Raw genomic sequence first — 25,494 nt, forward strand, 5'->3', positions numbered from 1 at the left:
CCGCACAGACGAGAGCGCCGCGCCCCGAAGGGACACGGCGCTCTCGTCTGTACGGAGTCAGCTCCCGTGAGAACGGAGTCAGGCCGGTGACTCGCCGTCCGGGCGCTCGACGACCGCCTTGGCTGCCGCAGCCTCGGCGACGGGTTGCTGCGCTCCCACCGAGGCGCCCACCTGCGCGGCGGCGATCTCCTCGGCTTCGCCGCTGACGACCACGGGCGTCGAGCCGGTGAGAGCGTCTTCGGCGTCGATGTCGGTCGCCGCCTGCTCGAACTGCGACTGATACAGACGCCAGTAGGCGCCCTGCGCGGCGATGAGCTCGTCGTGCGTGCCCTTCTCGACGATGTCGCCATGCTCCATCACGAGGATGAGGTCGGCGTCGCGGATCGTCGACAGCCGGTGCGCGATCACGAACGACGTGCGCCCCTGACGCAGTGCCGCCATCGCGTTCTGCAGCAGCAGCTCGGTGCGGGTGTCGACCGCGGACGTGGCTTCGTCGAGGATGAGGATCGACGGCTGGGCGACGAATGCGCGGGCGATCGTGATCAGCTGACGCTCACCGGCGGAGACGTTCGAGGCGTCCTCGTCGAGCACGGTGTCGTACCCCTCGGGGAGAGCGTGGACGAACCGGTCGACGTAGGTCGCCTTCGCGGCCTCGAGCACGTCCTCGTCGGTCGCCGTGGAGCGACCGTATCGGATGTTCTCGCGGATGGTGCCGGCGAACAGCCACGGGTCCTGGAGCACCATGCCGGTGCGCGACCGCAGTTCGTCGCGGGTGATCTCCGAGATGTCCTGGCCGTCGAGCGTGATCCGACCGCCGCTGAGCTCGTAGAACCGCATGATGAGGTTCACGAGCGTGGTCTTCCCGGCTCCGGTCGGACCGACGATCGCGACCGTCTGCCCCGGCTCGACCCGGAAGGACAGGTCGGTGATGAGCGGACGTTCCGGCGTGTAGGAGAACTGCACGTTCTCGAACTCGATGACGCCCGTGCCCTCCTCGAGCGGTGGCGCGTCCTTCGCATCCGCCTCCTGTTCGTCGGCGTCGAGCAGCTCGAACACCCGCTCGGCCGACGCGGTGCCGGACTGCACGACCGCGGCCATGCCGCCGAGCTCGGAGAGCGGCTGAGTGAACTGCTGCGAGTACTGGATGAACGCCTGGACGTCGCCGATGCGGAGCTGACCGCTCGCGACCATGAGGCCGCCGAGCACCGCGATCCCGACATACGTGAGGCTGCCGACGAACGTCATGGCCGGCATGATGATGCCGGACAGGAACTGGGCCTTGAAGCTCGCCTGGAACAGCTCCTCGTTCTCGTCCTTGAACTTCTGCAGCGCGTCCTGTTCCCGGCCGAAGACCTTGACGAGAGCGTGCCCCGAGAACGACTCCTCGACGCGCGCGTTGAGACGACCGACCTTGCGCCACTGGGTGCCGAAGGCCTTCTGCGAACGCGGGCCGATCACGCCGAAGATCACGCCCATGAGAGGCAGTGCCACGAGGGCGACGAGCGCGAGCTGCCAGGAGATCGAGAACATCAGCACGAGCACGCCGACCACGGTCAGCACCGCGGTGAGCGCACCGGACAGCGACTGCTGCATGGTCTGGGTGATGTTGTCGATGTCGTTCGTCACGCGCGAGATCAGGTCGCCGCGCTGCACCTTGTCGAAGTACGACAGCGGCAGTCGGTTGATCTTCGCCTCGACGCGCTCGCGCAGCCGCCACATGGTGCGGACCATGATCACGTTGATGACGTAGCCCTGGACCCAGCTGAGGAACGCCGCCACGATGTAGATCGCCAGCACGGCGGCGATGATCCAGCGCAGCGCGTCGAAGTCGATGCCGGATCCGACCTGGAAATCGTGGAGTGCCGACACCTGGTTCGCGTAGTCGTCCTGACCGGCGGCGCGCAGCTGCTCCACGACCTCGGCCTTCGGCGTCCCCGCGGGGAAACCGGGGAGGTCGCCCTGCGACTGTCCCAGCTGGTTGGCGATGAAGCCCGTGTAGATGAGGTTCGTCGCCTCCGCGAGCACCTTCGGCGCTGCGACCGTGAGAACCACGCCGATGGCGCCGAGGATCGACACGAACACGAACCATACGGCCGACGGCTTGAGCAGGCCGATCATCCGGCTGAAGCTCCGACCGAAGTTGTCGGCCTTCCCGGGCGCGACGCTGTCCCAGCCGCCGCCGTCCTGCCTCGCCTTCTCGGCGAGTTCCGCCTCGTACTTCTCCTCGTCGGAGAGCTCGCGCTCGACGACGGGGGCTGTTGGCGCGCCCCCGCGCTGGCGCCGTGCCCTCTGCGGCTTCTGGTCGCTCATGCGTCCACCCCCAGCTGCGATTCGACGATCTCTCGATAGGTGGTGCTCGTCTCGAGCAGCTCCTCGTGCGTGCCGACCCCGACCATGGTGCCGCCCTCGAGCACGACGATGCGGTCGGCATCGGTGATGGTCGAGACGCGCTGCGCCACGACGATCTTCGTCACGTTCGGCAGCTCCCGCCAGAGCGCCTGCCGCAGCCGCGCGTCGGTGGTGAGGTCGAGCGCGGAGAACGAGTCGTCGAACACGAGGATCTGCGGCTGGCGCACGATCGCACGGGCGATGGCGAGGCGCTGACGCTGACCGCCCGAGACGTTGGTGCCGCCCTGCGCGATGCGGGACTCGAGCCCGTCGGGCATGTCCTCCACGAAATCGCGGCCCTGCGCGATCTCCAGTGCGTGCCAGAGATCTTCGTCGGTGGCATCCTCGCGGCCGTACCGGAGGTTCGACGCGACGGTGCCGGTGAAGAGGAACGGGCGCTGCGGCACGAGTCCGATCGATGCCCACAGCGACTCGACGTCGGCCTCGCGCACGTCGGTCCCGCCCACGAGCATGGCTCCGCCGGAGACGTCGAAGAGGCGCGGGATGAGCGACACGAGAGTCGTCTTGCCCGCACCCGTCGAACCGACGATCGCGACGGTCTCGCCCGGTCGTGCGCCGAAGCTGATCCCCGAGAGCACCGGGGCGTCCGCGCCCGGATACGTGAAGGAGACGTCGTCGAACGAGACGGCGCCCGGGTCGGGGAATTCCGTGACCCCGGCGTCCGGCCGGGTCATGCTCGATTCGGTCTCGAGCACCTCGCCGATGCGCTCCGCCGAGACGGCGGCGCGCGGGATCATGATCGCCATGAAGCTGGCCATGATGACGCCGCCCATGATCTGCCCGATGTACTGCATGAAGGCGAAGATCGTGCCGACCTGCGCCGTGCCCGCGTTGACCTCGATGCCGCCGAACCAGATGACGGCGACGACGGTGACGTTGAGGATCAGCATGAACAGCGGGAACAGCAGCACGAACAGCGAGCCGACCCTGCGACCGACCACCATGATGTCGGTGTTCGCCTCGCGGAAGCGGCCCTCCTCGATGCGCTCGCGCACGAAGGCGCGCACGACGCGCACCCCGGTCAGCTGCTCGCGCATCACCCGGTTCACCGCGTCGAGCTTGCCCTGGTAGCTGCGGAACAGCGGGACCATGCGGCTCACGACGAGCCCGGCGACGATGAGGAGCAGCGGCACCGAGACGGCGATCAGCCAGCTCAGACCCACATTGGTCTGGATCGCGAAGATGATGCCGCCGATCGCGAGCAGCGGCGCGGTGACGAGCATCGTGGCGCCCATCATCGCGAGCATCTGCACCTGCTGCACGTCGTTCGTGTTGCGCGTGATGAGCGAGCCGGCGCCGAACTGCGACACCTCGCGCTCCGAGAAGCCGCTGACGCGGCCGAAGACGTCGGCGCGGATGTCGCGACCGGCCCCCATGGCGGCACGGGCCGCGAAGTAGGTCGCGATGATCGACGCGACGATCTGACCGAGCGACACCGCGAGCATGAACAGGCCGGTGCGCCAGATGTACCCCGTGTCGGAGAGCGCGACACCCTTGTTGATGATGTCTTCGTTCAGACGGGGCAGATAGAGCGTGGCCAGCGCGCTCGCGAACTGGAAGACCAGCACCACGAGCAGCAGCCACTTATAGCGGGACAGATAGCGGACGAGAATTTTTCCCAGCACAGGCGGACTTTCTATGAAGGGTGACGCGGCGGATCTCCCGGCAGGCGGACGCGGGCCGACGATCGCGCACATGCAAGAGTGCCACGAACCGCCGACATTCGTATCCCCCGCGGGGATGACCTTCGCTCACAGCGAACCGGCCGATCGAAGGCCCCGAGTAGTTGGACCGCGGCGAACAAGACGCGGCCCCGCCTCACCCTCAGAAGAGTGCGCGCTCCGGGGTGTATGCACGCGCATCGGCCCCGGCATCCTCGGGGAGCTCCGCGATCGACGAGGGCTGCCACTTCGGGGTGCGATCCTTGTCGACGAGCTGCGCCCTGATGCCCTCGACGAGATCCGGATGCTGCATCACGAACCACATCACGCGGCGGTACTCCCCGGCGAGGGCGTCCCTCAGGCTGCTCATCGCCCGCGCCTCGCGGACGGCGTCGAGCGTCACGGCCAGGGCGGTCGGCGCGAGACTCTCGAGCAGGTCGGCCGTGGCCGCGGCATCCTGCTCCTCGCGCGCCCGCAGCCGCTCGACGATCTCTGCGACCGTGTCGGCCGAGAAGGCCTCGTCGATCCACACGCGCGACGCCGGCACCGTCGAGGGTTCGGGCGTCTCGTCGAACAGCAGCACGATCTCGGAGGGGCCGGTCGGGTCGGCGCGGTAGGCGAGGGCCTCGCGCAGAGCGTCGAGCCGGTCGGAGGGCACCACGTGGTCGGCGAACCCGAGCAGCACCGCGTCCGCGGCATCCATCGTCGAACCGGTCAGACCGAAGTACTCGCCGAGCCGGCCCGGCATGAGGCCGAGCAGCCAGGTGCCGCCGACGTCGGGCGTGAAGCCGATGCGCGTCTCCGGCATCGCCAGCTTCGAGCGCTCCGTCACGATGCGGATCGCCGCGTGGCCGGAGAGGCCGATCCCGCCGCCCATCGTGATGCCGTCGGCGATCGTCACGACGGGCTTCGGGTACTCCGCGATGAGGGCGTCGAGCGCGTACTCCGCGCGGAAGAACTCCGCAGTGACGTCGGTATCGCCCGCCACGATCTGCGAATACAGGGCGCGCACATCGCCCCCGGCGCACATCCCGCGCTCCCCTGCCCCGTCGATCATCACGATCTGCACGTCGCTGTCGTGACGCCAGGCCTCGAGCGCCTCGGTGAGCAGGTCGATCATGCCGGGGTCGAGGGCGTTGATCGCCTCGGGGCGGTTGAGAGTGAGCCGTCCCAGCGCCCCCTCCGTGCGGACGAGGACCCGGGGCGCGGTGGTGGAATCGGTCACGCGTGCCAGGCTACCCGCTGGATTCATGCTTGCCCTCGCACCCGTCCGTGGGGTAAATACGCGATCGGACGGCTTTTCCGGCAGGATAGACGGAACTGCCCATTGCAACGAGAGGTCGCGGATGCCCGACGGACAGGTGCTCGAGTTCACGCGCGTGACGAAGCGCTTCAATGACGTGACGGCGGTGTCCGACTTCTCCGCACGGGTCGAGCCGGGAGCCGTCACCGCCTTCCTCGGCCCGAACGGCGCCGGGAAGACCACGACACTGCGCATCCTGCTCGGACAGGTGCGCGCCACCAGCGGAACCGCCACGATCGGCGGCGTCGCCCATTCCGAGCTGCGCCACCCTCTGCGCACGATCGGCTCCGTGCTCGAGGAGACGGTCTACCGGCCCCGTCGCAGTGCGACCCGCCACCTGACGATCGCCGCCAAGGCCAACGGCATCCCGCTCTCGCGCGTCGACGAGGTGCTCTCGCTCGTCGGCCTGGAGCACGAGGCCGAGGGACGCGTCGGCAGCTTCTCGCTCGGCATGAGGCAGCGCCTCAGCGTCGCGCACGCCCTGCTCGGCGACCCCGGCGCCCTCGTGTTCGACGAGCCGGCCAACGGGCTCGACCCCGAGGGCATCCGGTGGATGCGCCTGCTCATGCGTCGCCTCGCCGACGAGGGACGGACCGTGCTGGTGTCGTCGCACGTGCTCAGCGAGGTCGAGCAGGTCGCCGACAACGTGCTCGTGCTCTCGAAGGGGCAGCTGATGCTGTCGAGCGGCATCGAGAAGCTCGCCGACCCCACCGCCGGATCGGTCGTGGTCGACGCGGCGGACCGTGCAGCCCTGCGCAGCGCCCTGGCCGAGGCCGGGTTCCAGATCGAGGTGCTGCGCTCCGGACTCCGCGTCCGCGGAGGGGACGCGGCGAGGGTCGGCGCCATCGCCGCCGCGGCCGGCATCGCGCTCACCACGCTCGTGCAGCGCGGCCCCACGCTCGAGGACGTCTTCATCGAGCTCGTCCGCGGCGGCACACTCGAGCCGCGCGCGGTCGCCGCGGCATCCGAGTACGTCGCGGCGGATGCCGAGGCCGACGCTGCGCCGGTTGCCGACGCTGTCGCTGAACCGGATGCTGACGCTGTCGCCGAACCGGATGCTGACGCTGCCGCCGAGCCGGACGAAGCACCCGGCGCCGAGGCTGCCGTCGAGGCCCCGTCGAACGCCGGGGCCGACGCGGACACCGCGGCGGAGACCGACGCGACGGCCGCGGCGCCCGCGGAAGCGCCCGTCGAGGGCGGGCCGTCTTTCGACGACATCCTGTTCGGCGCCGGATCGACGCAGGCCGAGACGGATGAGCCGGAGGACAGCGACGCCGCGGAGGAATCACACGACTCAGGCGTGGATGTGTTCGACAGCCTCGGCGAGACGGACGCAACGGGCGACACCGCTGCATCCGAGTCGGGCGAGCAGGGCGACCAGCCCGAGGAACACGGCGACGAGCCCGCGGACGAGGGCGACCAGCCCCGGGAACAGGGCGACGAGGATCCTCGCTCCGCCGCGGTCAGCTCGATGCTGGCCGCCGCAGCACGCGCCTATTACGAGGACGAGCCGCGAGACTACCCCCACGGCGACGCGCCCGATGCTGACGAGCACGACCGAACCGGCGAGGGCGACACCCAGTGGTCTGTCGCCAGCACCGGGGTGATCGACCAGGTTCCCGCGTCTGCGCCCGGCGAGGGTGCGGAGGCGCAGGCCGGGGGCGAGCACGAGCACCACGAGGGTGAGCACCACGAGGGCGGGTACCACGAGCACGAGCACCACGAGGGTGAGCACCACGAGCACCGTCACGACTGAGCGCTCCGCGCCCTCCCGACAGTCGAATGCCTCCCCGCCGATCAGCGGGGAGGCATTCCTGTGTCCGAGGGATTCAGGCGGGCCTGGGGCGGATGACGGGACGCTTGCGCGCCTTCGACACCGGCGTCGGCGCGGTGGCGACGATCTCCTCGACGTCGGCGGGTTCCTCCGAGACAGGGAGTCGCAGCGCCTGCGTGAGCGAGAGCCCGTGGCGGGTCGTGAGGATCAGGCGCCGGAACTGCTCGTCACCGTCGAGGTCGATCACCACGCTCGGTCGATGCCGACGGATCAGCACGAAATCGGTGCTTCCCGCGGCCTTCCAGGTCCCGGCCGCGAGGATACCCGGGATGTGCGTTCCGGGGTTCGGCACGCCGCGCAGCCAGGTCCACGCGTCGTCGGTGAGCTGCACCTTGGTGATGGTCTCGCGCTCGATCCGCAGGTTGTCCCGGTGGAAGCTCGCGGCACGCTCGATCGGCGAGAGCACGATCTCGAGTTGCGTCTGGTCCAGCAGCAACGTCACCATGCGTCCAGTCTGCCAGCGGCGTCCTGCCAGTTGTCTGCGTCTTCTTCACAGGACCGCAACGATCCGTTGTGTACGACCGTCATATACTCGTCGCTCCATTCCGATGTTCTCCTCGAGATTCGAACAAATATACTAAACTCGAAGCATGGCTTCCACCTCCGTCGTCGAGACCGACATCGAGCAGCGCGCTACGCTTCTCGACGCGTGGACGGAGACCCGCCGCCGGATCGCGACGCTCGAAGCGCACGCGTCGCACCTTCTCGCAGAGAGGATGCGGGTCGATCAACAGGATGCCGAGGAGCACCCCTTCCACCGCGACGCGATCCACCGGTCGATGGTCGCGGAGTACGCCGCCGCGGGTCGCGTGGCGCACAGCACGATGGAGTACGCGTTCACCGATGCCGCCTTCCTCGAGCGGGGTCATCCCGAGGTGCTCGCCGCGTTCCGGGAGGGAGCGATCACCGCGGGGCATGTGCGCGAGATCGTCCGAGCGGGTGGCATCGTACGCGAAGCGATCAACAACGGCCGAGCGGATGCCGCGGCACTCGCCACCTTCGACACGGCCGCGCGCGTCGTGGCGGAAGCAGAGACGCCGGCCCGCACCGCCGCTCACGTGAAGCGCCTCGCCGCGGCCCTGGCAGGCGACACGGTGGTCGAGCGGCACGAGCGCGCGCGGTCTGAGCGCGCCGTGACGATGCGCTCGGTGGACGACGGGCTGGCGCTGCTCACCGTCGTGCTGCCCGAGCACCTCGCCGCCGCGATCATGGACCGGCTCACACAGCTCGCCCGCGGAGTGGTGGCAGCGCGGCAGACTCCGGAGGCGTGCGCCTCGGAGGGCGATCAGGGCATCGAGCCCCGCCTCGATTCGCTCGATCGGACGGCGATCTTCGCCGACGTCACGTTCACGACCGACCCCGGGCGCCTCACTGCCTCGAGCGACGCCGAAGCCGTCCCCGCGGACTCGCGCACGATCGACCAGGTGCGCGCCGACCTATTGACTGACCTGCTGCTCGCAGCCGACCCCAGTCCGGCGAACGGCCCCGGGCTCGACAACATCCGCGGGCGCATCCAGGTCACGATCGCGGCGACGACGCTCGCCGGGTTCGACGAGCGGCCCGCCGAACTCGACGGATACGGACCGCTCCACCCCGACCACGCCCGTGATCTCGCCGGGCGGAACCTCGGATGGTCGCGCCTGTTCCTCGACGCGAGCGGGTTGGTCACCGAGACCGACACGTACACACCGACCGAGCCGATGCGACGTTTCCTCAGGGCGCGGGATCAGCACTGCCGCTTTCCCGGATGCAGAATGCCGGTGCACCGATGCGAGGCCGATCACACCCACGACCACGCGAAGGGCGGGCGCACCGACGTCCACAATCTCGCTCACCTCTGCCGCGGACACCATGCGCTCAAGCATCCGGACATCGCCGACGACCATCGGTGGTCGGCGCGACAGCTGCCGGACGGCACAATCGACTGGCTCAGTCCATCGGGCCGGAGCTACCGGGATTCGCCGCAACGACGAGTGATCTTCGTGTGATGGCTCGCGTCGGGGTGTCAGCTCGCCGCGAGGGCGCGAGCAGCAGCCGAGGCGGCAGCAGGAAGCGCCGCCTCGATACGCTGCAGCTCGTCCTCGCCATGAGCAGCTGTGAGGAACCAGGCCTCGAAGACGCTCGGAGGCAGCGCGACACCCTGTTCGCGCATGCTGTGGAAGAACGGAGCGTACCGGAAGGACTCCTGCGCCTGAGCCTGCGCGTAGTCGCGGGGAGCACCGTCACGGAACGACGCGCTGAACAGGCTGCCGGCGTGGGAGATCGCGTGCGTGACACCGGCATCCGTCAGCGCCGCATCGAGTGCGCTGGCGATGCGCGACGCCGCGGCATCCACTGTCGCGTAGACGTCGGGGGTGGCGAGCCGCAGAGTCGCGAGACCCGCGGCCACCGACAGCGGGTTCCCGGAGAGCGTCCCGGCCTGGTAGACCGGACCGACCGGGGCGAGCATGTCCATGACCTCGGCCCGTCCGCCGAGGGCGGCGAGGGGCATTCCGCCTCCGACGACCTTGCCGAACGTGATGATGTCGGGCCGATAATCCTCGCCCGCCTCCGCCTGCAGGCCCCAGTACCCCGCCGGGTGCACCCGGAACCCGGTGAGCACCTCGTCGAGGATCAGCAGCGCGCCGTGCTGGTGCGCGATGTCGGCGAGGAAGCGGTTGAACCCCGGCTCCGGGGTCACGACTCCCATATTCGCGGCGGCAGCCTCGACGATGACGGCGGCGATCCGATCTCCGTGCTCGGCGAAGACCGCCTCCAGCGCCGCGCGGTCGTTGTAGTCGATCACGAGCGTCTGGGCGGCGATCGGAGCCGGCACACCCGCAGAGCCAGGGAGCGCGAGCGTTGCGACGCCCGAGCCCGCGGCCGCGAGCAGTCCGTCGGAATGCCCGTGATAGTGGCCGGCGAACTTCACGAGCAGGTCCCGGCCGGTCGCACCCCGCGCCAGTCGAATCGCCGTCATCGTCGCCTCGGTGCCCGTCGATACGAGGCGCACCCGCTCGACCGGTGCCGCGTCGCCCACGCGCACACGGTCGGCGATCAGCTCCGCGAGCTCCACCTCGCCCTCCGTCGGAGCACCGAAGGACAGACCCCGATTCGCGGCCTCCTGCACGGCCGCGACGACCTCCGGGTGGGCGTGCCCGAGGAGTGCGGGGCCCCACGACGCCACGAGGTCGACGTACTCCGCACCGGCGGCATCCGTCACGCGAGCACCGCGCGCCGACGCCAGGAACCGCGGCGTCCCGCCCACCGAACCGTACGCCCGCACCGGCGAGTTCACGCCGCCGGGGATCACCGCACGGGCAGCGGAGAACAGGTCGTCATTGCGGTCGGTCACAGCACACTCCTCAGGCGTCGCACGGCGGATACCGGCATCCTCCAGGCTAGCCCGCGCGGCTGGGCGCCGGACTCAGCTGCGCAGCCAGCGAGCCGCCTCGGTCGCCCAGTACGTCAGCACGGCATCCGCGCCCGCCCGACGGATCGACAGCAGCGACTCGAGGATCGACGCACGACGATCGATCCAGCCGTTCGCCGCGGCGGCCTCGATCATCGCGTACTCGCCCGACACCTGGTACGCCCACACGGGGACATCCACGGTATCGCGGACCTCGCGCAGCACATCGAGGAAGGCCATGGCCGGCTTCACCATGACGATGTCGGCACCCTCCTGCTCGTCCACGACGGCCTCGCGCACGCCCTCGCGACGGTTGCCGGGATCGAGCTGGTACGTGCGCCGGTCTCCCCGCAGCTGCGAGTCCACGGCCTCGCGGAACGGGCCGTAGAACGCGCTCGCGTACTTCGCGGCGTACGCCAGCAGCAGAGTGTCGGTGAACCCCTCCGCGTCGAGAGCGCGACGGATCACCGCGACCTGGCCGTCCATCATCCCCGACAGGCCGAGCAGCTGCGAACCGGCTCGCGCCTGCGACAGGGCCATCGACGTGTACCGCTCCAGGGTCGCGTCGTTGTCGACGGAGCCGTCCGCTGCCAGCACACCGCAGTGGCCGTGATCGGTGAACTCGTCCAGGCAGAGATCGGTCTGCACGACCAGCGCGTCGCCCACCTCGGCGGCCAGCGCCTCCGTGGCCACGTTGAGAATGCCCTTCGGGTCGTCCGCTCCCGAGCCCCGGGCATCGCGGACCGCCGGCACGCCGAACAGCATGACGCCGCCGACACCGGCCTCCGCCGCCTCCGTCGCGACCGCGCGGAGCGAGTCGAGCGAGTGTTGGGCGACACCGGGCATGGAACCGATCGGCTGCGGCTCGGTCAGCCCCTCCCGCACGAACAGCGGCAGCACGAGCTGGCGCGGCTCCACGGAGGTCTCCCGAACGAGACCGCGCATCGCCGGCGATTGACGCAGCCGACGCATCCTCACATCGGGAAAACTCATGGCGCCAGCTCGTCCGCCGCGTGCGGAAGCGTGAAGCTCGACACGGCTTCGATCAGGGCATCCACCGTCTGCCGATCGGCGATGACCGTGATCGGCAGACCCGCCTTGTCGGCATCGCGCGCGGTGCGGGGTCCGATCGCCGCGAGGAGAGTGTCGTCGGGGATCTCCGGGAACTGCTCGCGCACCTGCGCGGCGACCGACCCGCTCGTGATGAGGATCGCGTTGATGCGCCCGTTCTCGACGTCGCGCTTGATGCGATCCGTGACCGGCACCCCCACCGTGCGGTACGCGACGACGCTGTCGACGTCATGCCCTGCCTCCTGCAGCAGCACGCTCAGCACGGGCTTCGCGATCTCACTCCGCAGGGCGAGGATGCGCCGGGGCTCGGTCTCGAGAGCGATGAGCTGCTCCGCCATCCCCTCGGCGGAGTTGTCCTGCTCGGGCACGAGGGCGACCTCGTACCCGACGGCCTGCAACGCGGCTGCGGTCGTCTCGCCCACCGCCGCGATCTTCGTGCTGCGGGGCACGACGGCGCGATGAGCGAACATCACGTCGACGGTCGTCGCACTCGTCACGGTCAGCCAGTCGTACACGCCGTCGGCGAGCTGCGCCAGCGCGACATCGAGCGCCGCCTGGTCGGTCGTCGGCGCGAAGTTGATGAGGGGCGCCACCACGGGAACCGCCCCCTGGGCTCGCAGACTCGCGGCGACGCCATCGCCCCACGGTCCGCCGCGGGGCACGAGAATGCGCCACCCGCTCAGCGGTCGGTCCTGCTTCGAATCAGTCATGAAGAATGCTCTCGGGAGACGAGGTCAGCCGCCCCCTGTTCGAGCAGCCGACGGGCAAGAGTCAACCCGAGCTCGCGCGCTGCGTGCATCGGGTCTGCACCATCGGCAGCATCCGCATCATTGCCACTGCCGTTCCGACGAATATACTCCCCGTTCAGCACCTCGGTGACGTCGAGCCCGATCCGACGCCCGCCCTCGGGGGCGTACACGACCGTCCTGACGCGGATCTCATCGCCCGAAAGAACGGCGTGCGCGGCCATCGGCGCCTGGCATCCGGCGTCCAGACCCTCGAGAACGGCACGCTCGACCGTCACCGCAAGTCGGGTGTCGTGATCGTCGAGCGCCGCGAGCGTCTCCAGCAGCTCAGCGGGTGCATCCGCCAGCGTCTCGACGCCGAGCGCTCCTTGCCCTGGCGCCGTCGGCCACTCGGCCAGTCCGAGCTCCTCGCGGCGCAGCGGGGAGTCGCTGCCGAGGCGCGAGAGCCCCGCAGCCGCCAGGATCACGGCATCCAGTTCTCCCGAGGCCACGCGCTGCAGACGCGAGTCGACGTTGCCGCGGATGTCGACGACCTGCGCGTGCGGTGCACGCCTGCGCACCTGCGCGATACGCCGCGGCGAGCCGGTACCGACCGTGCTGCCGGTGCGCAGCTCGTGCAGCGGTGTGCCAGCCCGCGTGATCGCGACGTCACGGGCGTCGACGCGCGGCGGGGTCGCCGCAATCGTCAACCCGTCGGGGATCGCCGTCGGCAGATCCTTGAGCGAGTGCACGAGGACGTCGCACTCACCGGCGAACAGCGCCTCGCGCAGTCGAGTCGCGAAGATGCCCTGGCCGCCGATCTCCGACAGCGAGGCGCGGTTCGTGTCGCCCTCGCTCGTGATCGGCACGAGCTCGACGCGGCGACCCGACACCTTCTCGAGGGCGGCGGCGACATGACCGGACTGCGCCTGCGCGAGCGCGCTGCGACGGGTGCCCAGCCGGATCGGGGAGGACAGCGAAGACGAAGTGCTCATGGGAGACCTACTGCAGCACGTCCGCGATCTCGTCGAAGCGCAGACGGCGGCCGGTGTAGAAGGGCACCTCCTCCTTCACGAACAGGCGCGCGTCGGTGTACCGCAGGTCGCGCATCATGTCGACGAGGTCGGTCACGTCGTCGGCCTCCATCGGGAGGATCCACTCGTAGTCGCCGAGCGCGAACGCGGCGACCGTGTTCGCGATCACACCGGTGAACGCGGCCCCCTTGCGTCCGTGGTCGGCGAGCATCGCGCGACGCTCCCCCTCGGGCGCGAGGTACCACTCCGGGGTCCGCACGAACGGGTACAGGCACAGCCAGTCCTTCGGCTCGACGCCGCGCAGGAAACCCGGGACGTGAGAGCGATTGAACTCGGCGTCGCGGTGCACGCCCATGACGTTCCAGACCGGCAGCAGCGTGCGCAGCAGCTCCGTGCGGCGCAGACGGCGCAGCGCCCGCTGCAGCTCCTCGGCGGTGTCGCCGTGCAGCCAGACCATGAGATCGGCGTCCGCCTTGAGCCCGGAGACGTCGTAGAAACCGCGCACGGTGACGCCGGAATCCTCGATGTACGAGACGATCGTCTCGAGTTCGGTGGAGTCGGCCTCGGTCACCGGGGCGTCAGGATTGCGTCGCCACACGGCCCACAGAGTGAAGCCGGACGGGTTCTCTTCGTGCTCAACGGACATGGATCCAGTCTGCCCCCTTTTGCGGAGTGGTGGCGAACCCCCGGTGTCGCTCTGCGGGTCTCGTCCTACCGCGTCCTCCACGCAGGGGCGACGGGGCGTGTCAGCGCGAGACGGCCCTGGCGATGACCCAGACGGCTCCCCCGACGACGGCGGCCACCGCGACCGCGGCCGCGACCGCCGCCACGGGGTTCCGGTCGGCGAACACGCGCGCCTTCGCCACGGCGCGCTTCGACGCCTTGTCGATGCGACGCGGGAAGTTGGCCTTGACCTCGATCGCGGCGAGGGCGGCCTTCAGCTCGGCCCGCGCCGACTCCCGGGCGTCGACGATCCCTGCGGGAACGGCGGTCTTCGGCAGCGTGTCCATGGTCGGCGCCGTGCGGCGCCGCGAGATCTCAGAGTTCGTCATCGCCGGCTTCCTTCACGATTCGGATGTCATCGCCGACCGCCTGGGCGGGATTCTGGCGACGGAGCACCTTGCGGAACTTCAGGATGCCGAGCAGCGCGAAGAACAGCACGGCGAGGATCAGGATGCCGAGCACGGCCAGCGCCGAGAGCCACACCGGCCACCACGACGACAACCCCGCGATCGCGAACACGAGGATCACCGGCACGGCCCAGAACAGGAAGAACAGCGCGACGAGGAACCAGACGGAGCCGATCCCGGCGTCCTTCGCCGTCTTCGAGATCCACACCTTGGCCGCGTCGATCTCGGCCTTGACGAGGTTGCCGATGAGTTCGGGCAGATCGCCGATCAGCGACAGCAGGCTGTCCTCGGCGCGATCGCGGTATCCGCGAGCCATGTCAGCTCCCGGTCTTCACAGACGACGACGCCGGCTTCTTGGCGGCAGGCTTCTTCGCAGCGGGCTTCTCGGCGTTCGCCTTGGCCTCGTCCACGGCATCCTCGGTCGCGTCGACCACGTCCTCCGCCGCCTTGCGACCCGCGGCGACCGCGGAATCGAGGCGCTGGCCGGGGGTACCGTTGCCGCTCGCCGACTTCACGACCTTCTGCACGCCGGTCCAGATCGCGCCGGGGACCGCAGCAGCCTTGTCGCCGATGAATCCCTTCGCCTTCTCGACCTGCTCCTGCACCGGGTCGAGGTTCCAGACCTTGAGCCACTGCGTCTTGATCTGCTCATAGCGCTCGCGTCCTGCGCGTGTTCCGAGCACGTATCCCACGCCGAGTCCTACGACGAGTCCGATCTTCCCCTTCATGGGGTCTCCTCACGTTGTTCCGGTGTGAACGCCGATGGGCGAACCGACGGCTCGGCGCCGCCTGACAGGTGTCCAGCGTAACGCCGTATGCCGTTTTCGGCATCTATCAGGGGGAGGGTTGACAGATGGGCGCGAAGCGGTCACGTGCGCCGCGCTCGCTGGTCCGCGGCGCGTCGGCTCAGTCCCAGAGCAGCGCCCGGCGGAGGCGGTCGGCCTCGTCGACGGCATCCGGCACCACCTGGGCCAGTCCGGTGCCGGCGAGCCAGGCGCCGACGGCAGCGAGTCCGGGGACGGCCTGCACAGCGGTGCGCGCAGCGTCACGGCGTTCCGCCGACCCGATGATCGAGGCGGGCTGCGACTGCACGAAGCGCGACCGATGCGCGGCCACGAGATCCCCGTCCCGGAGGGGGAGACCGAGCAGCGCGGCCGCCTCACGGAGCGCCAACCGCGCGGCCCCGTCGTCGTCGAGGGTCGACGTCGCGGCCGGCTCCCCCTGAGCGCCGAACGACACCCGCACGACGTGCCGGTCTCCGGCGGCCTCACGCACCCACTCCCACTTCGCCGTCGAATGGGTGAGCGCCTTCGCGGTGTGGCTGCCCGGCACCGTCAGGACCCCGGTGCCCCGAGGGGCGCCGCTGAGCGACGACGCCCGAAGCAGCAGGGTCACGATCTCGATCTCGGGAGCGGTCGCGGTCTCGGTCGCGGCGAGCGCGGGTGCGGCAGCGACGAGCAGCTCGCGGGCCACGGACTCGGAGGTCGCGACGACGACGCCGTCGGCGGTGAGCTCGGCGAGATCGGCCTCCTCATCGGCATCGGCATCGGCATCGGTCCGCACCGTCCAGACGTCGCCGTCACGCGAGACATCGGTGACACGGATGCCGGTGCGCACGACCCCGCCGAGCTTCTCGATGTCTGCGACGAGTGCGTCGGACAGCACCGACATGCCGCCGACGAGCCCCTCGACCGCCGCGCCGGGAGTCTGCGCCTTCGCGGCCTTCGCCGCGCCCTCGTCGCGGAGCGCCTGCACGGCGCCCGACAGAGAGCCGACGCTCGTGAGGGCCGCGTTCAGCCCCGGCGCTGCGACGTCGACGTCAACGTCATCCGGCGACGCCGAGTACACGCCCGTCGTGACGGGTGCGACGAGACGATCCCGCACCTTGGCGCCCATGCGCGACGCGACCAGCTTGCCGAGACTGTGGCTGTGCCCGATCGTCAGCGGAGGGCGCACGCGGTCGAGATACGCGCGCCACACGCCCGACCATCCGATCACTCGACGCACGTCCTCCTGGAAGGGGTTGCTCGGGATGCCGAGGATGCCGCCCGCCGGCAGCGGCGCCGCGCCCACACCCGGGATGCCGGAGACCCAGGCCCCTCCCGCGGCGGGCCTCACGATCCGGTCGGCCAGGCCGAGCTCCGTGACGAGAGCCCGCACGTGCCCGCCTCGCGTGGCGTAGCTCTCGGCGCCCGCATCCAGCACCACGCCGTCGAGTTCGGTCCGGCGGATCGCGCCGCCGACGGCATCCGCCGCTTCCAACACCGTGACGCGCATGCCGACCTTGACGCACTCACGGGCCGCGATGAGTCCGCCGACTCCCCCGCCGATCACGACGACATGGCGGTGCGATGCGCGTTCTGCCAGTTCCGCGGGGTCGGGGCGGGGCGTCTGATCCGAGGGGGCTGGCTCGTGGCTCATGCCCTCAATCCTCGCACCGCCCCCTGAGCGGACCGTCCGGGAGGGCCGTGGATTCACGCCTCGGCCGGTGCGACCTCATCGCGCCCCGATCCGCGCTTACGGATCTCGCGCAGCACGATCTGCTCAGGGCAGACCGTGGAGAGGAAGTCGCCGACCGACAGAGCGAGCCGTTCGCCGACCAGGGAGTAGAGGATGCGGTTCGCTTCGCGCCGCTCGGTGACGAGGCCGGCCTGTCGGAGCACGGACAGGTGCCGCGAGATCGTGGGACCGCTTGACGAGAACCGCGACGCGATCTCGCCCGCCGCCAGCTCGCCCTCTTTGAGGTCCTGCAGGATCTGCCTGCGCGTGGGGTGGGCCAGCGCGGCGAAGATGTCGGACGCGCTATCTGTCATGTTTGCAATATAGCACCTCTGCTAGATACTGTTTAGCCCAAGAGCTAATGAGCGAAGGAGTGCAAGATGCGAGTCGCCATCACCGGAGGCACCGGATTCCTCGGTCGCCACCTCGCCGAACGACTGCCGGACGCGGTCGCCCTGTCACGTCGCACCGGAGTGGAGATCGACGATGTCGAGGCGCTCACCGCCGCGTTCGCGGGGTGCGAGGTCGTCGCCCACTGCGCCGGCATCAACCGCGAGATCGGCGACCAGACCTTCCGCCGCGTGCATGTCGAGGGCACGCGCGCCGTCGTCGAGGCGGCGCGACGGGCAGGGGTGCGCAGGATCGTCATGGTGAGCTTCCTCCGCGCGCGCCCCGACTGCGGCTCCGGATACCACGAGACGAAATGGGCGGCGGAGGAGATCGTCCGCGCCTCCGGCATTCCGCACACGATCCTCAAGTTAGGGATGATCTACGGGCCCGGCGACCACATGGTCGATCACGTCACCCGGGCCGTGCGGAGCCTGCCGCTGTTCTGGACGGTCGGTTTCCGGGAGCGCACGGCGCGCCCCGTGCCGCTCGACGACGCCGTCGACGTGCTCACAGCCGCCGTCGAAGGCCGCATCTCAGAGCCGACCGTGGCGGTCATGGGCGCCGACGAGGTGACGCTCGGCGAGGCCATCCGTCGCATCGCCCGCTTTGCCGGGCGGCGCCCCGCGTACGTACCCGTACCGCCGTGGATGATCCGCATCCTCGCGCAGCTCACCGAATGGGTGATGGTCGTGCCCCTCGTCGCCAAGGCTCAGGCGCGGATGCTGACGGAAGGAGTGAGCGAGGCGGCACCGCCCGCACCTGAGCCGCCGCACGGCATCCGCCCCTCTCGCTCCTTCACGGACGAGCGGATCCGCGCCGCGATGCCCGCCGGACGCTTCACGCTCGACGATCTGCGACTCGTTCGACGAGTGCGCGGCTCCCGCGCGCACGGCGCCTGACCGGGCGCCGTGCTGTTCCACGCCCCCGCCGCGAGCGGCGCGGCCTCAGAGGGAGTGGACGAGCTCCACGACGCGGGTGAGCTGATCGGGGTCGGTCTCGGGCGGGACGCCGTGTCCGAGATTGAGGATGTGACCGCGCGCCGCACGACCGCGCTCGACGACATCGCGAACGTGCCCCTCGAGCACCGGCCACGGCGCCGAGAGCAGCGCCGGGTCGATGTTTCCCTGCAGCGAGGTCTCGGGCCCGACGAGCGCCGCCGCTTCGTCGAGCGGCACCCGCCAGTCCACGCCGACGCCGTCGGCGATCCCGTCGAGGCGCATGTCCGCGAGGAACGGTCCGGTGCCGACCCCGAAGTGGATGGTCGGGATGCCGATGCCCTCCAGCGCCGTGCGCGAGTGCGGGGCCACGAAGGCGAGGTAGTCCGCGCGGCTCAATGAGCCGGCCCACGAATCGAAGAGCTGGACGACGGAGGCCCCCGCGTCGCGCTGGATCTCGAGGAACCGGCGGGACACCAGGGCCAGCCAGCCCGCGAGGCGGTTCCAGGCGTCGGGATCGGCGTGCATCATCGCCCTGGCGCGCAGGTGCTCCTTCGACGGACCGCCCTCGACGAGGTAGGCGGCGAGGGTGAAGGGAGCCCCCGCGAATCCGATCACCGGCGTCTCGCCGAGCTCGGCCGTGACGATGCGGACCGCCTCGGCGACGGCCTCGCCGTCGAGGGACGCCGGGTCGATGGCCGTGATGCGATCGACGTCCTCGACCGTGCGCACGGGGTTCGCGAAGACCGGGCCGCGTCCTGGCTCGATCTCGACGTCCACACCGGCGAGGCGCAGCGGGATGACGATGTCGCTGAAGAACACGGCCGCGTCGACGCCGTGCCTGCGCACGGGCTGCAGCGTGATCTCGGCGGCGAGCTCGGGAGTGAGGCACGCGTCGAGCATCCGCGTCCCCACCCGCAGCTCGCGGTACTCGGGCAGCGATCGGCCCGCCTGCCGCATGAACCAGACAGGGGTGCGATCGGGGCGGGGGCCGGTGAGGGCGCGCACCAGCGGAGCGTCGGAGAGGGCCATGCGTCCATCCTCCCATCCCTCGCGGAGGCCGACCTGTGCGCGAGGAGGGGTAGACTTGTCGGGTGCTGCTGTGTGTCACGGCGAGTCACAAGACCGCCTCCTTCGAACTGCTCGAACGCCTGAGCCGCACCCCCGACGACGTCGCCTCCACCGTGGTGGACACTGCGTCGTGCGTGCAGGGTGCGGTCGTCCTCGCGACGTGCAACCGGTTCGAGGCGTACGTGGAGATGGATGAGCCCGTCACCGCTGCGGGCGCCATCGGCGTCGAGGCCGTGCTCGAAGCGGTCGAATCCGCCACCGGCATCAGCACCGCCGAACTCGACGGCGCTTATGAGGTGCACTCCGGTCGCCACGTGGCCGAGCACCTCTTCTCCGTCGCCTCCGGCCTCGAATCCGTCGTGTCGGGCGAAGGCGAGATCGCCGGCCAGGTGCGCCGCGCACTCAAGGCCGCCCGCAAGGAGGGAACCACCTCCCCCGAACTCGAGCGCCTCTTCCAGCGTGCGAGCCAAGCGCAGCGCAAGGTCAAGAACGTCACCGCGCTCGGGCGCGCCGGCCGATCGCTCGTGCGCCTTGCTCTCGAACTGGCCGACAGTCGTATCGCAGACTGGTCGGCCGAGCGCGTGCTGCTCGTCGGGACCGGCGCCTACGCTGCCGTGACCCTCGCCACGCTGCGCGAGCGCGGCGCCGTAGACATCTCCGTCTACTCGCCCTCCGGCCGGGCGGAGAAGTTCGCCGCGAAGCACGGCATCCGCGCCGTCCCCGCGGCCGACTACGCGCGCACCGCCGCGCATTCGAACCTGCTCATCACCTGCACGACCGCGACCGAGCCCGTGCTCACCCCCGCGCACCTGCAGGCGCCGGCCGGTGCAGCGCCCCACGGATGCCCCGTCGGCGCGCACAGCCAGCTCGTGATCGACCTCGGCATGCCGCGCAACGTCGACCCCGCCGTCGCCTCTCTCGAGGGTGTCGCGCTGCTCGACCTCGAGACCATCAGTCTGCACGCACCGCTGGAAGAGCTCCAGGCGACGGATGCCGCGCGCACCGTCGTGCGCGAAGCCGCCGACACCTTCCACGTCGTCGGGAGTCGGCAGAGCGTGACGCCGTCGGTCATCGCCCTGCGGTCGCACATCTTCTCGCTCCTGGACTCGGAGATCGAGCGCGCCCGTGCGCGCGGCGATGAGGACGGCAAGGTCGAGCAGGCTCTGCGCCATCTCACCGGCGTGCTGCTGCACACCCCCACCGCCCGCGCGCACGAGCTCGCGGCCTCCGGTCGGGCAGACGACTTCGCCGCCGCGCTCACGACGCTGTACGGCATCGAGCCGGTGCAGCCCGCCCACTCGTCGATGGACGACGACGTCGCAACGGCCTGACCTCCTCTGCACAGACTCCGCTTTCGCGGTTTCTCCACAGCCAGCGCGTTCGCGGGCCGTTTCCGGTCTCGCCTCCCGGATGCTTCATATCCTCGTTCCCCTGACAAGCGCGGTCGATCCGGTGAAGGTGGCGATCGCTCGCCCCGAGGCGCCCCTCCCCGACTGCAGCGACTCTGAGCGATCGACTCGGCGAGCTTCGGATCACCCTGCCACACTGGAGGCATGGCCCTTCACATCACCGGAGACACCGCCGCCGACGCTCTCCTCACCGACAACCCCCTCGCTCTGCTCGTCGGGATGTTGCTCGACCAGCAGGTGCCGATGGAGACAGCTTTCGCCGGCCCGCTGAAGATCGAGCAGCGCACCGGCGCTGCGGACGCCGCCTCGATCGCGCGCATGGATCCCGACGAGTTCCTCGAGGCCTTCAGGACGAGTCCTGCGGTGCATCGGTTCCCCGGTTCGATGGCCGCGCGTGTGCAGACCCTCTGTCAGGACATCGTCGACAACTGGGGCGGCGATGCAGCCGGCCTGTGGACGCATGGGGATCCTGACGGAGCCGAGGTCTTGCGGCGCCTCAAAGCGCTTCCGGGTTTCGGCGAGCAGAAGGCCAAGATCTTCCTCGCTCTCCTCGGGAAGCAGTACGGCTTCACCGGCGCGGGCTGGCGCGAAGCCGCCGGCGCGTACGGGGAGGACGGATCGTTCCGCAGCGTCGCCGACATCGTCTCGCCCGAGTCGCTGACGAAGGTGCGCGAGCACAAGAAGGCGATGAAGGCCGCCTCCAAGGCGGCCAAGGGGTGAGACCGACCGGAGACGACGTCGCCGGGTTGATCGCACGCTCGACGCACGCGGCCGCCCCTCGCTGATCTCGGCCCGTACACGATCGGAGCGCTATGCGCGGGCCGTCGCCGGGAGCTGCGCGACGGCCGCGCATCGCGCCGAGGTCAGGCGCCCTTGAGGCGCGCAGCCAGGTAGTCGTGCAGCTCGTCGATGCCGACGCGCTCCTGAGCCATGGTGTCGCGGTCACGCACCGTGACGGCCCTGTCGTCGAGCGAATCGAAATCGATCGTGACGCAGAACGGCGTGCCGATCTCGTCCTGCCGGCGGTAGCGACGGCCGATGGCACCGGCGTCGTCGAAGTCGACGGCCCACGAGCCGCGCAGTGTGTCGGCGACCTCGCGCGCGAGCGGCGACAGGCGCTCGTTGCGGCTCAGCGGCAGCACGGCCGCCTTGACGGGGGCGAGGCGCGGGTCGAGCTTCAGCACCGTTCGCACATCGGTACCGCCCTTGGCGTTCGGCACCTGCTCCTCGACGTACGCGTCGACGAGGAAGGCCATCATGGCGCGGGTCAGGCCGAACGACGGCTCGATCACGTACGGGGTGTAGCGCTCGCCCGACGCCTGGTCGAAGTACGTCAGGCTCTGGCCCGACGCCTCGCTGTGGCTCGACAGGTCGTAGTCGGTGCGGTTGGCGACGCCCATGAGCTCGCCCCACTCCTTGCCCTGGAAGCCGAAGCGGTACTCGACGTCGATCGTCCCGGCCGAGTAGTGCGCGCGGTCCTCCTCCGGCACATCGAACTGGCGCATGTTCTCGGGGTCGATGCCGAGGTCGATGAACCAGTTCCAGCACGCCTCGACCCAGTGGTCGAACCACTGCGGCGCCTCGGCCGGAGGGGTGAAGAACTCGATCTCCATCTGCTCGAACTCGCGCGTGCGGAAGATGAAGTTGCCCGGCGTGATCTCGTTGCGGAACGCCTTGCCGACCTGCCCGATGCCGAACGGCGGCTTCTTGCGGCTCGCGGTGAGCACGTTCGAGAAGTTCACGAAGATGCCCTGCGCGGTCTCCGGGCGCAGGTAGTACAGGCCGGACTCGTCGTCGACGACACCGAGGTACGTCTTCACGAGTCCGGAGAAGTCCTTGGGCTCGGTGTACTGGCCCTTGGTGCCGCAGTTCGGGCACGGCACGTCGGCGAGGCCGTTCTCGGCCTTGCGGCCCTTGCGTGCCTCGAAGTCCTCGATGAGGTTGTCGGCGCGGAACCGCTTGTGGCAGCTCAGGCACTCGACGAGCGGGTCGCTGAAGGTCGCGACGTGACCGGACGCCTCCCACACCCGCTTGGGCAGGATGATGCTGGAGTCGAGGCCCACCATGTCGCCGCGGCCGCGCACGAACGTCTGCCACCACTGCCGGCGGATGTTCTCCTTGAGCTCCGTGCCGAGGGGTCCGTAGTCCCACGCCGACCGCGAGCCGCCGTAGATCTCACCCGCCTGGAAGACGAACCCGCGGTGGCGGGCAAGGGCGATGACCTTGTCGAGACGGGACTGTTCGGCCACGGTGGCTCCAATGGTCGGATGCGGCGGGAAGCGGAGAAACCCGGGAATCCGGGCACGTCAATCTTATCCGCGCCGGATTATGCCCGCGTGAACAGGTACCCGCGCTCGACGTCGAAACCGGCGATCTGCAGGCCGCTCCCGAGCAGTCCCTCCATCTGCGCGCGCAGGCGCGTGCGCCATTCGTGCGCTGCGGCGGGGTCGGACTCCCGCATCGCCTCGATGTCGGTCGGGATCTCGAGCGTCTCGACCACGAGATCGGATGCCGGCGGTTTGGCGATGTCGGCGAGCGCCCACTCGACGTCGAGACGGTCGCTCTCGTCTCCGGCATCCCCTCCGCCGAAGATGCCGTAGCGGTTGACCGAGTAGCCGGTGACCCGGGCCCCGAGCACCGAGAGGAAGAAGTGCGCGTTGCGGGCGACGAGCGGGTCGTACGTCCACGTGATGCGGCCGACGTCGCGGGAGAACGCCCACTGGCGCTGGTGCTCCTTGAGCTCGCGACCCCACCCGCGCCCGCGGTACTCGGGCAGGAGAGCCGTGATGTGCGAGTGCATCGCACGACGAGCCGGGGCGCCGAAGAACGCGATCGACGCTCCGACCATCCGCTCCTCCCCGCCCTCGCCGTCGAAGAGCCCGACGACGTAGTTGCCCGACTGCTGCAGGGCGCGCAGCGTCCCGGCGTCGATGACGCGCTCGGGCCCGCGGATGGAATCCAGCAGGCTCTGCGCGTCGATGATCAGTTCAACGGTGTCGAGGTCACGGATGGTTCGCACGCCCCCAGTCTGCCCCTCTCGCCCGCGATAGCGGAATCCGACCCCCCGGGGATACCTCTGCCGCGGCCTCGGCGGCGGGCGTACCGTGGGGGAATGGCAACACGCGACACGGCGACGACGGCGTCCGACACCCGGTTCTTCGGCCAGCCGTGGGCGCTCGTCCACGTCTTCGGCGTGGAGATGTGGGAGCGTTTCAGCTTCTACGGCATGCAGGGCATCCTGCTCATCTACCTGTACTTCTCGGTCACCGAGGGCGGGCTCGGGCTCTCGCAGGCCGTCGCGGGCGGCATCGTCGGCGCCTACGGCGGCTCCGTCTACCTGTCGACAATCCTCGGCGCGTGGATCGCCGACCGGATGCTGGGCTCGGAGCGTGTGCTGTTCCTCAGCGCGATCGTGATCGTCGCCGGTCATGTCGCCCTCGCCCTGCTGCCGGGGTTCCTCGGCGTCGGCGTCGGACTGGTGCTCGTCGCCCTCGGGTCCGGCGGGCTCAAGGCCAACGCGACCTCGGTGGTCGGCACGCTCTACAGTGCAGACGACACACGCCGCGACGCCGGGTTCTCGCTCTTCTACCTCGGCATCAACCTCGGTGCGTTCCTCGGGCCGATCCTCACCGGCATCCTGCAGTCGACCCTCGGCTTCCACTTCGGGTTCGGCCTCGCCGCGATCGGCATGACGCTCGGGCTCGTGCAGTACTCCTTCGGTCGCAAGGCGCTGCCCGACGAGGCGCGGCGCGTGCCCAATCCGCTGCCCCGCTCGCGGTACCCGCTCGTGGCAGTCGTCGCCGCGGCCGCGGTCGTCGTGATCGCCGTGCTCGTGCTGCTCGGAGTCATCAAGGCCGACAACCTCTCGACGATCGTCATCATCGGCACGGTCGTCGCCGCGATCGCCTACTTCGCCGTCATCCTCGGCAGCCGCCGCATCGATGCGACCGAGCGGTCACGCGTGTGGGCGTTCCTGCCGCTGTTCATCACCAGCGTCGCGTTCTGGTCGCTGTACCAGCAGCAGTTCACGGTGCTCACGGTGTACTCCGACGAGCGCCTCGACCGGAACCTGTTCGGCTTCGAGATGCCCGTGTCCTGGGTGCAGTCCATCAACCCGGTCTTCATCATCATCCTGTCGGGCGTCTTCGCGGCGATCTGGACGAGGCTCGGGAGGCGTCAGCCGTCGACGCCGGTCAAGTTCGCCTTCGGCGCGATGATCATGGGCGCCGCGTTCCTGCTGTTCCTGATCTTCGCGAACGGCAGCGCGAACTCCACCCCGTTGCTCGCCATCGTCGGCATCCTGCTCGTCTTCACGATCGCCGAACTGCTCATCTCCCCGGTCGGCCTCTCGGTGACGACCAAGCTCGCACCGAAGGTCTTCCACACGCAGATGGTGGCGCTGTTCTTCCTCTCGGTCGCGCTCGGCACAGCGATCTCGGGGTGGCTCGTGCGGTTCTACGACCCGAAGAACGAGGTACCCTACTTCTCGATCCTCGGCCTGATCGCCATCGCCGTCGGCGCAGGACTGCTGCTGTCGGTCAAGCCGGTGCTCAGGCTCATGAAGGGTGTCAGCTGACGGGATCCGGGGGGGCGATCGGGCCCCGGAGTCCGACACCGCCGATAGCCTGAGGG

At 69.9% G+C, this 25,494-nt stretch carries 23 protein-coding genes; 6 read left to right on the plus strand and 17 right to left on the minus strand.

Features of this window, described 5'->3' with window-relative positions; all coding sequences use genetic code 11:
* Positions 1-78 precede the first annotated feature (78 nt).
* The 3 genes from RAC69_RS04225 to RAC69_RS04235 form a co-directional block, all read right to left on the minus strand.
* The gene (locus RAC69_RS04225) at positions 79-2,310 is read right to left on the minus strand and encodes an ABC transporter ATP-binding protein (protein ID WP_375085346.1); all 2,232 of its coding nucleotides are present in this window, start codon (positions 2,308-2,310) and stop codon (positions 79-81) included.
* The gene (locus RAC69_RS04230; protein WP_341933218.1) at positions 2,307-4,034 is read right to left on the minus strand and encodes an ABC transporter ATP-binding protein; all 1,728 of its coding nucleotides are present in this window, start codon (positions 4,032-4,034) and stop codon (positions 2,307-2,309) included. The genes RAC69_RS04225 and RAC69_RS04230 overlap by 4 nt, the downstream gene beginning before the upstream one ends.
* A gap of 199 nt (positions 4,035-4,233) precedes the next feature.
* Positions 4,234-5,295, minus strand: coding sequence for an enoyl-CoA hydratase/isomerase family protein (locus tag RAC69_RS04235; protein ID WP_375085349.1), 1,062 nt, complete (start codon positions 5,293-5,295; stop codon positions 4,234-4,236).
* Positions 5,296-5,416: 121 nt separating this feature from the next.
* Between RAC69_RS04235 and RAC69_RS04240 the strand changes: the two genes are divergently transcribed.
* Positions 5,417-7,129, plus strand: coding sequence for an ATP-binding cassette domain-containing protein (locus RAC69_RS04240; RefSeq protein WP_375085351.1), 1,713 nt, complete (start codon positions 5,417-5,419; stop codon positions 7,127-7,129).
* A gap of 73 nt (positions 7,130-7,202) precedes the next feature.
* On the opposite strand, the gene RAC69_RS04245 is transcribed toward RAC69_RS04240, so the two are convergent.
* Positions 7,203-7,652, minus strand: a complete 450-nt coding sequence (locus RAC69_RS04245; RefSeq protein ID WP_341933215.1) for a hypothetical protein — start codon at positions 7,650-7,652, stop codon at positions 7,203-7,205.
* A 145-nt stretch (positions 7,653-7,797) separates the two neighbouring features.
* On the opposite strand from RAC69_RS04245, the gene RAC69_RS04250 reads away from it, so the two are divergent.
* Positions 7,798-9,195, plus strand: coding sequence for a DUF222 domain-containing protein (locus RAC69_RS04250; RefSeq protein ID WP_375085353.1), 1,398 nt, complete (start codon positions 7,798-7,800; stop codon positions 9,193-9,195).
* Positions 9,196-9,212: 17 nt separating this feature from the next.
* Here the strand turns inward: RAC69_RS04250 and hemL are convergent, their stop codons facing one another.
* The 10 genes from hemL to RAC69_RS04300 form a co-directional block, all read right to left on the minus strand.
* Complete coding sequence (gene hemL, locus RAC69_RS04255; protein WP_375085355.1) at positions 9,213-10,541, minus strand: glutamate-1-semialdehyde 2,1-aminomutase; 1,329 nt, start codon at positions 10,539-10,541, stop codon at positions 9,213-9,215.
* A gap of 72 nt (positions 10,542-10,613) precedes the next feature.
* Positions 10,614-11,591 carry a porphobilinogen synthase gene (gene hemB, locus RAC69_RS04260; protein ID WP_375085357.1) on the minus strand — a complete coding sequence of 326 codons (978 nt, stop codon included), beginning with the start codon at positions 11,589-11,591 and terminating at the stop codon, positions 10,614-10,616.
* The gene (locus tag RAC69_RS04265) at positions 11,588-12,379 is read right to left on the minus strand and encodes a uroporphyrinogen-III synthase (protein WP_341933211.1); all 792 of its coding nucleotides are present in this window, start codon (positions 12,377-12,379) and stop codon (positions 11,588-11,590) included. The genes hemB and RAC69_RS04265 overlap by 4 nt, the downstream gene beginning before the upstream one ends.
* Positions 12,376-13,371, minus strand: a complete 996-nt coding sequence (gene hemC / locus RAC69_RS04270) for a hydroxymethylbilane synthase (RefSeq protein WP_375085800.1) — start codon at positions 13,369-13,371, stop codon at positions 12,376-12,378. The genes RAC69_RS04265 and hemC overlap by 4 nt, the downstream gene beginning before the upstream one ends.
* Before the next feature lie 25 nt (positions 13,372-13,396).
* Positions 13,397-14,074: a hydrogen peroxide-dependent heme synthase gene (hemQ, locus tag RAC69_RS04275; protein WP_341933209.1), complete on the minus strand. Its 678-nt coding sequence runs from the start codon at positions 14,072-14,074 to the stop codon at positions 13,397-13,399.
* Between the two features lie 100 nt (positions 14,075-14,174).
* Positions 14,175-14,480, minus strand: a complete 306-nt coding sequence (locus RAC69_RS04280; protein ID WP_375085359.1) for a hypothetical protein — start codon at positions 14,478-14,480, stop codon at positions 14,175-14,177.
* On the minus strand, positions 14,467-14,874 hold the full coding sequence (locus RAC69_RS04285) for a phage holin family protein (protein ID WP_341933207.1): 408 nt from the start codon (positions 14,872-14,874) through the stop codon (positions 14,467-14,469). The genes RAC69_RS04280 and RAC69_RS04285 overlap by 14 nt, the downstream gene beginning before the upstream one ends.
* A gap of 1 nt (position 14,875) precedes the next feature.
* Positions 14,876-15,286, minus strand: coding sequence for a hypothetical protein (locus tag RAC69_RS04290; RefSeq protein ID WP_375085361.1), 411 nt, complete (start codon positions 15,284-15,286; stop codon positions 14,876-14,878).
* Positions 15,287-15,464: 178 nt separating this feature from the next.
* Entirely contained in the window at positions 15,465-16,979 is a 1,515-nt protein-coding gene (locus RAC69_RS04295; protein ID WP_375085362.1) for a protoporphyrinogen/coproporphyrinogen oxidase, read from the minus strand.
* Positions 16,980-17,032: 53 nt separating this feature from the next.
* A complete protein-coding gene (locus RAC69_RS04300) occupies positions 17,033-17,371 on the minus strand; it encodes a metalloregulator ArsR/SmtB family transcription factor (protein WP_375085363.1) in 339 nt (112 codons plus the stop codon).
* Between the two features lie 66 nt (positions 17,372-17,437).
* Here RAC69_RS04300 and RAC69_RS04305 point away from each other — a divergent pair, with 66 nt between their 5' ends.
* Entirely contained in the window at positions 17,438-18,346 is a 909-nt protein-coding gene (locus RAC69_RS04305) for an NAD(P)H-binding protein (protein WP_375085365.1), read from the plus strand.
* Positions 18,347-18,391: 45 nt separating this feature from the next.
* On the opposite strand, the gene hemE is transcribed toward RAC69_RS04305, so the two are convergent.
* Positions 18,392-19,414, minus strand: a complete 1,023-nt coding sequence (hemE, locus tag RAC69_RS04310; RefSeq protein ID WP_375085367.1) for a uroporphyrinogen decarboxylase — start codon at positions 19,412-19,414, stop codon at positions 18,392-18,394.
* A 62-nt stretch (positions 19,415-19,476) separates the two neighbouring features.
* On the opposite strand from hemE, the gene RAC69_RS04315 reads away from it, so the two are divergent.
* Together RAC69_RS04315 and RAC69_RS04320 are read left to right on the plus strand one after the other, a co-directional pair.
* Complete coding sequence (locus tag RAC69_RS04315) at positions 19,477-20,784, plus strand: glutamyl-tRNA reductase (RefSeq protein WP_375085369.1); 1,308 nt, start codon at positions 19,477-19,479, stop codon at positions 20,782-20,784.
* 222 nt (positions 20,785-21,006) lie between these two features.
* Positions 21,007-21,582 carry an HhH-GPD-type base excision DNA repair protein gene (locus RAC69_RS04320; RefSeq protein ID WP_375085371.1) on the plus strand — a complete coding sequence of 192 codons (576 nt, stop codon included), beginning with the start codon at positions 21,007-21,009 and terminating at the stop codon, positions 21,580-21,582.
* A gap of 143 nt (positions 21,583-21,725) precedes the next feature.
* Here the strand turns inward: RAC69_RS04320 and RAC69_RS04325 are convergent, their stop codons facing one another.
* Together RAC69_RS04325 and RAC69_RS04330 are read right to left on the minus strand one after the other, a co-directional pair.
* Positions 21,726-23,111: a glycine--tRNA ligase gene (locus tag RAC69_RS04325; protein WP_341933197.1), complete on the minus strand. Its 1,386-nt coding sequence runs from the start codon at positions 23,109-23,111 to the stop codon at positions 21,726-21,728.
* 77 nt (positions 23,112-23,188) lie between these two features.
* Positions 23,189-23,881 (minus strand): GNAT family N-acetyltransferase, encoded by a 693-nt coding sequence (locus tag RAC69_RS04330; protein ID WP_375085372.1) that lies wholly within the window; start codon positions 23,879-23,881, stop codon positions 23,189-23,191.
* Positions 23,882-23,974: 93 nt separating this feature from the next.
* Here RAC69_RS04330 and RAC69_RS04335 point away from each other — a divergent pair, with 93 nt between their 5' ends.
* A complete protein-coding gene (locus RAC69_RS04335; protein ID WP_375085373.1) occupies positions 23,975-25,438 on the plus strand; it encodes a peptide MFS transporter in 1,464 nt (487 codons plus the stop codon).
* Positions 25,439-25,494: the final 56 nt, after the last annotated feature.

The sequence above is a fragment of the Microbacterium sp. LS_15 genome (assembly GCF_041954735.1).
GTDB lineage: Bacteria > Actinomycetota > Actinomycetes > Actinomycetales > Microbacteriaceae > Microbacterium.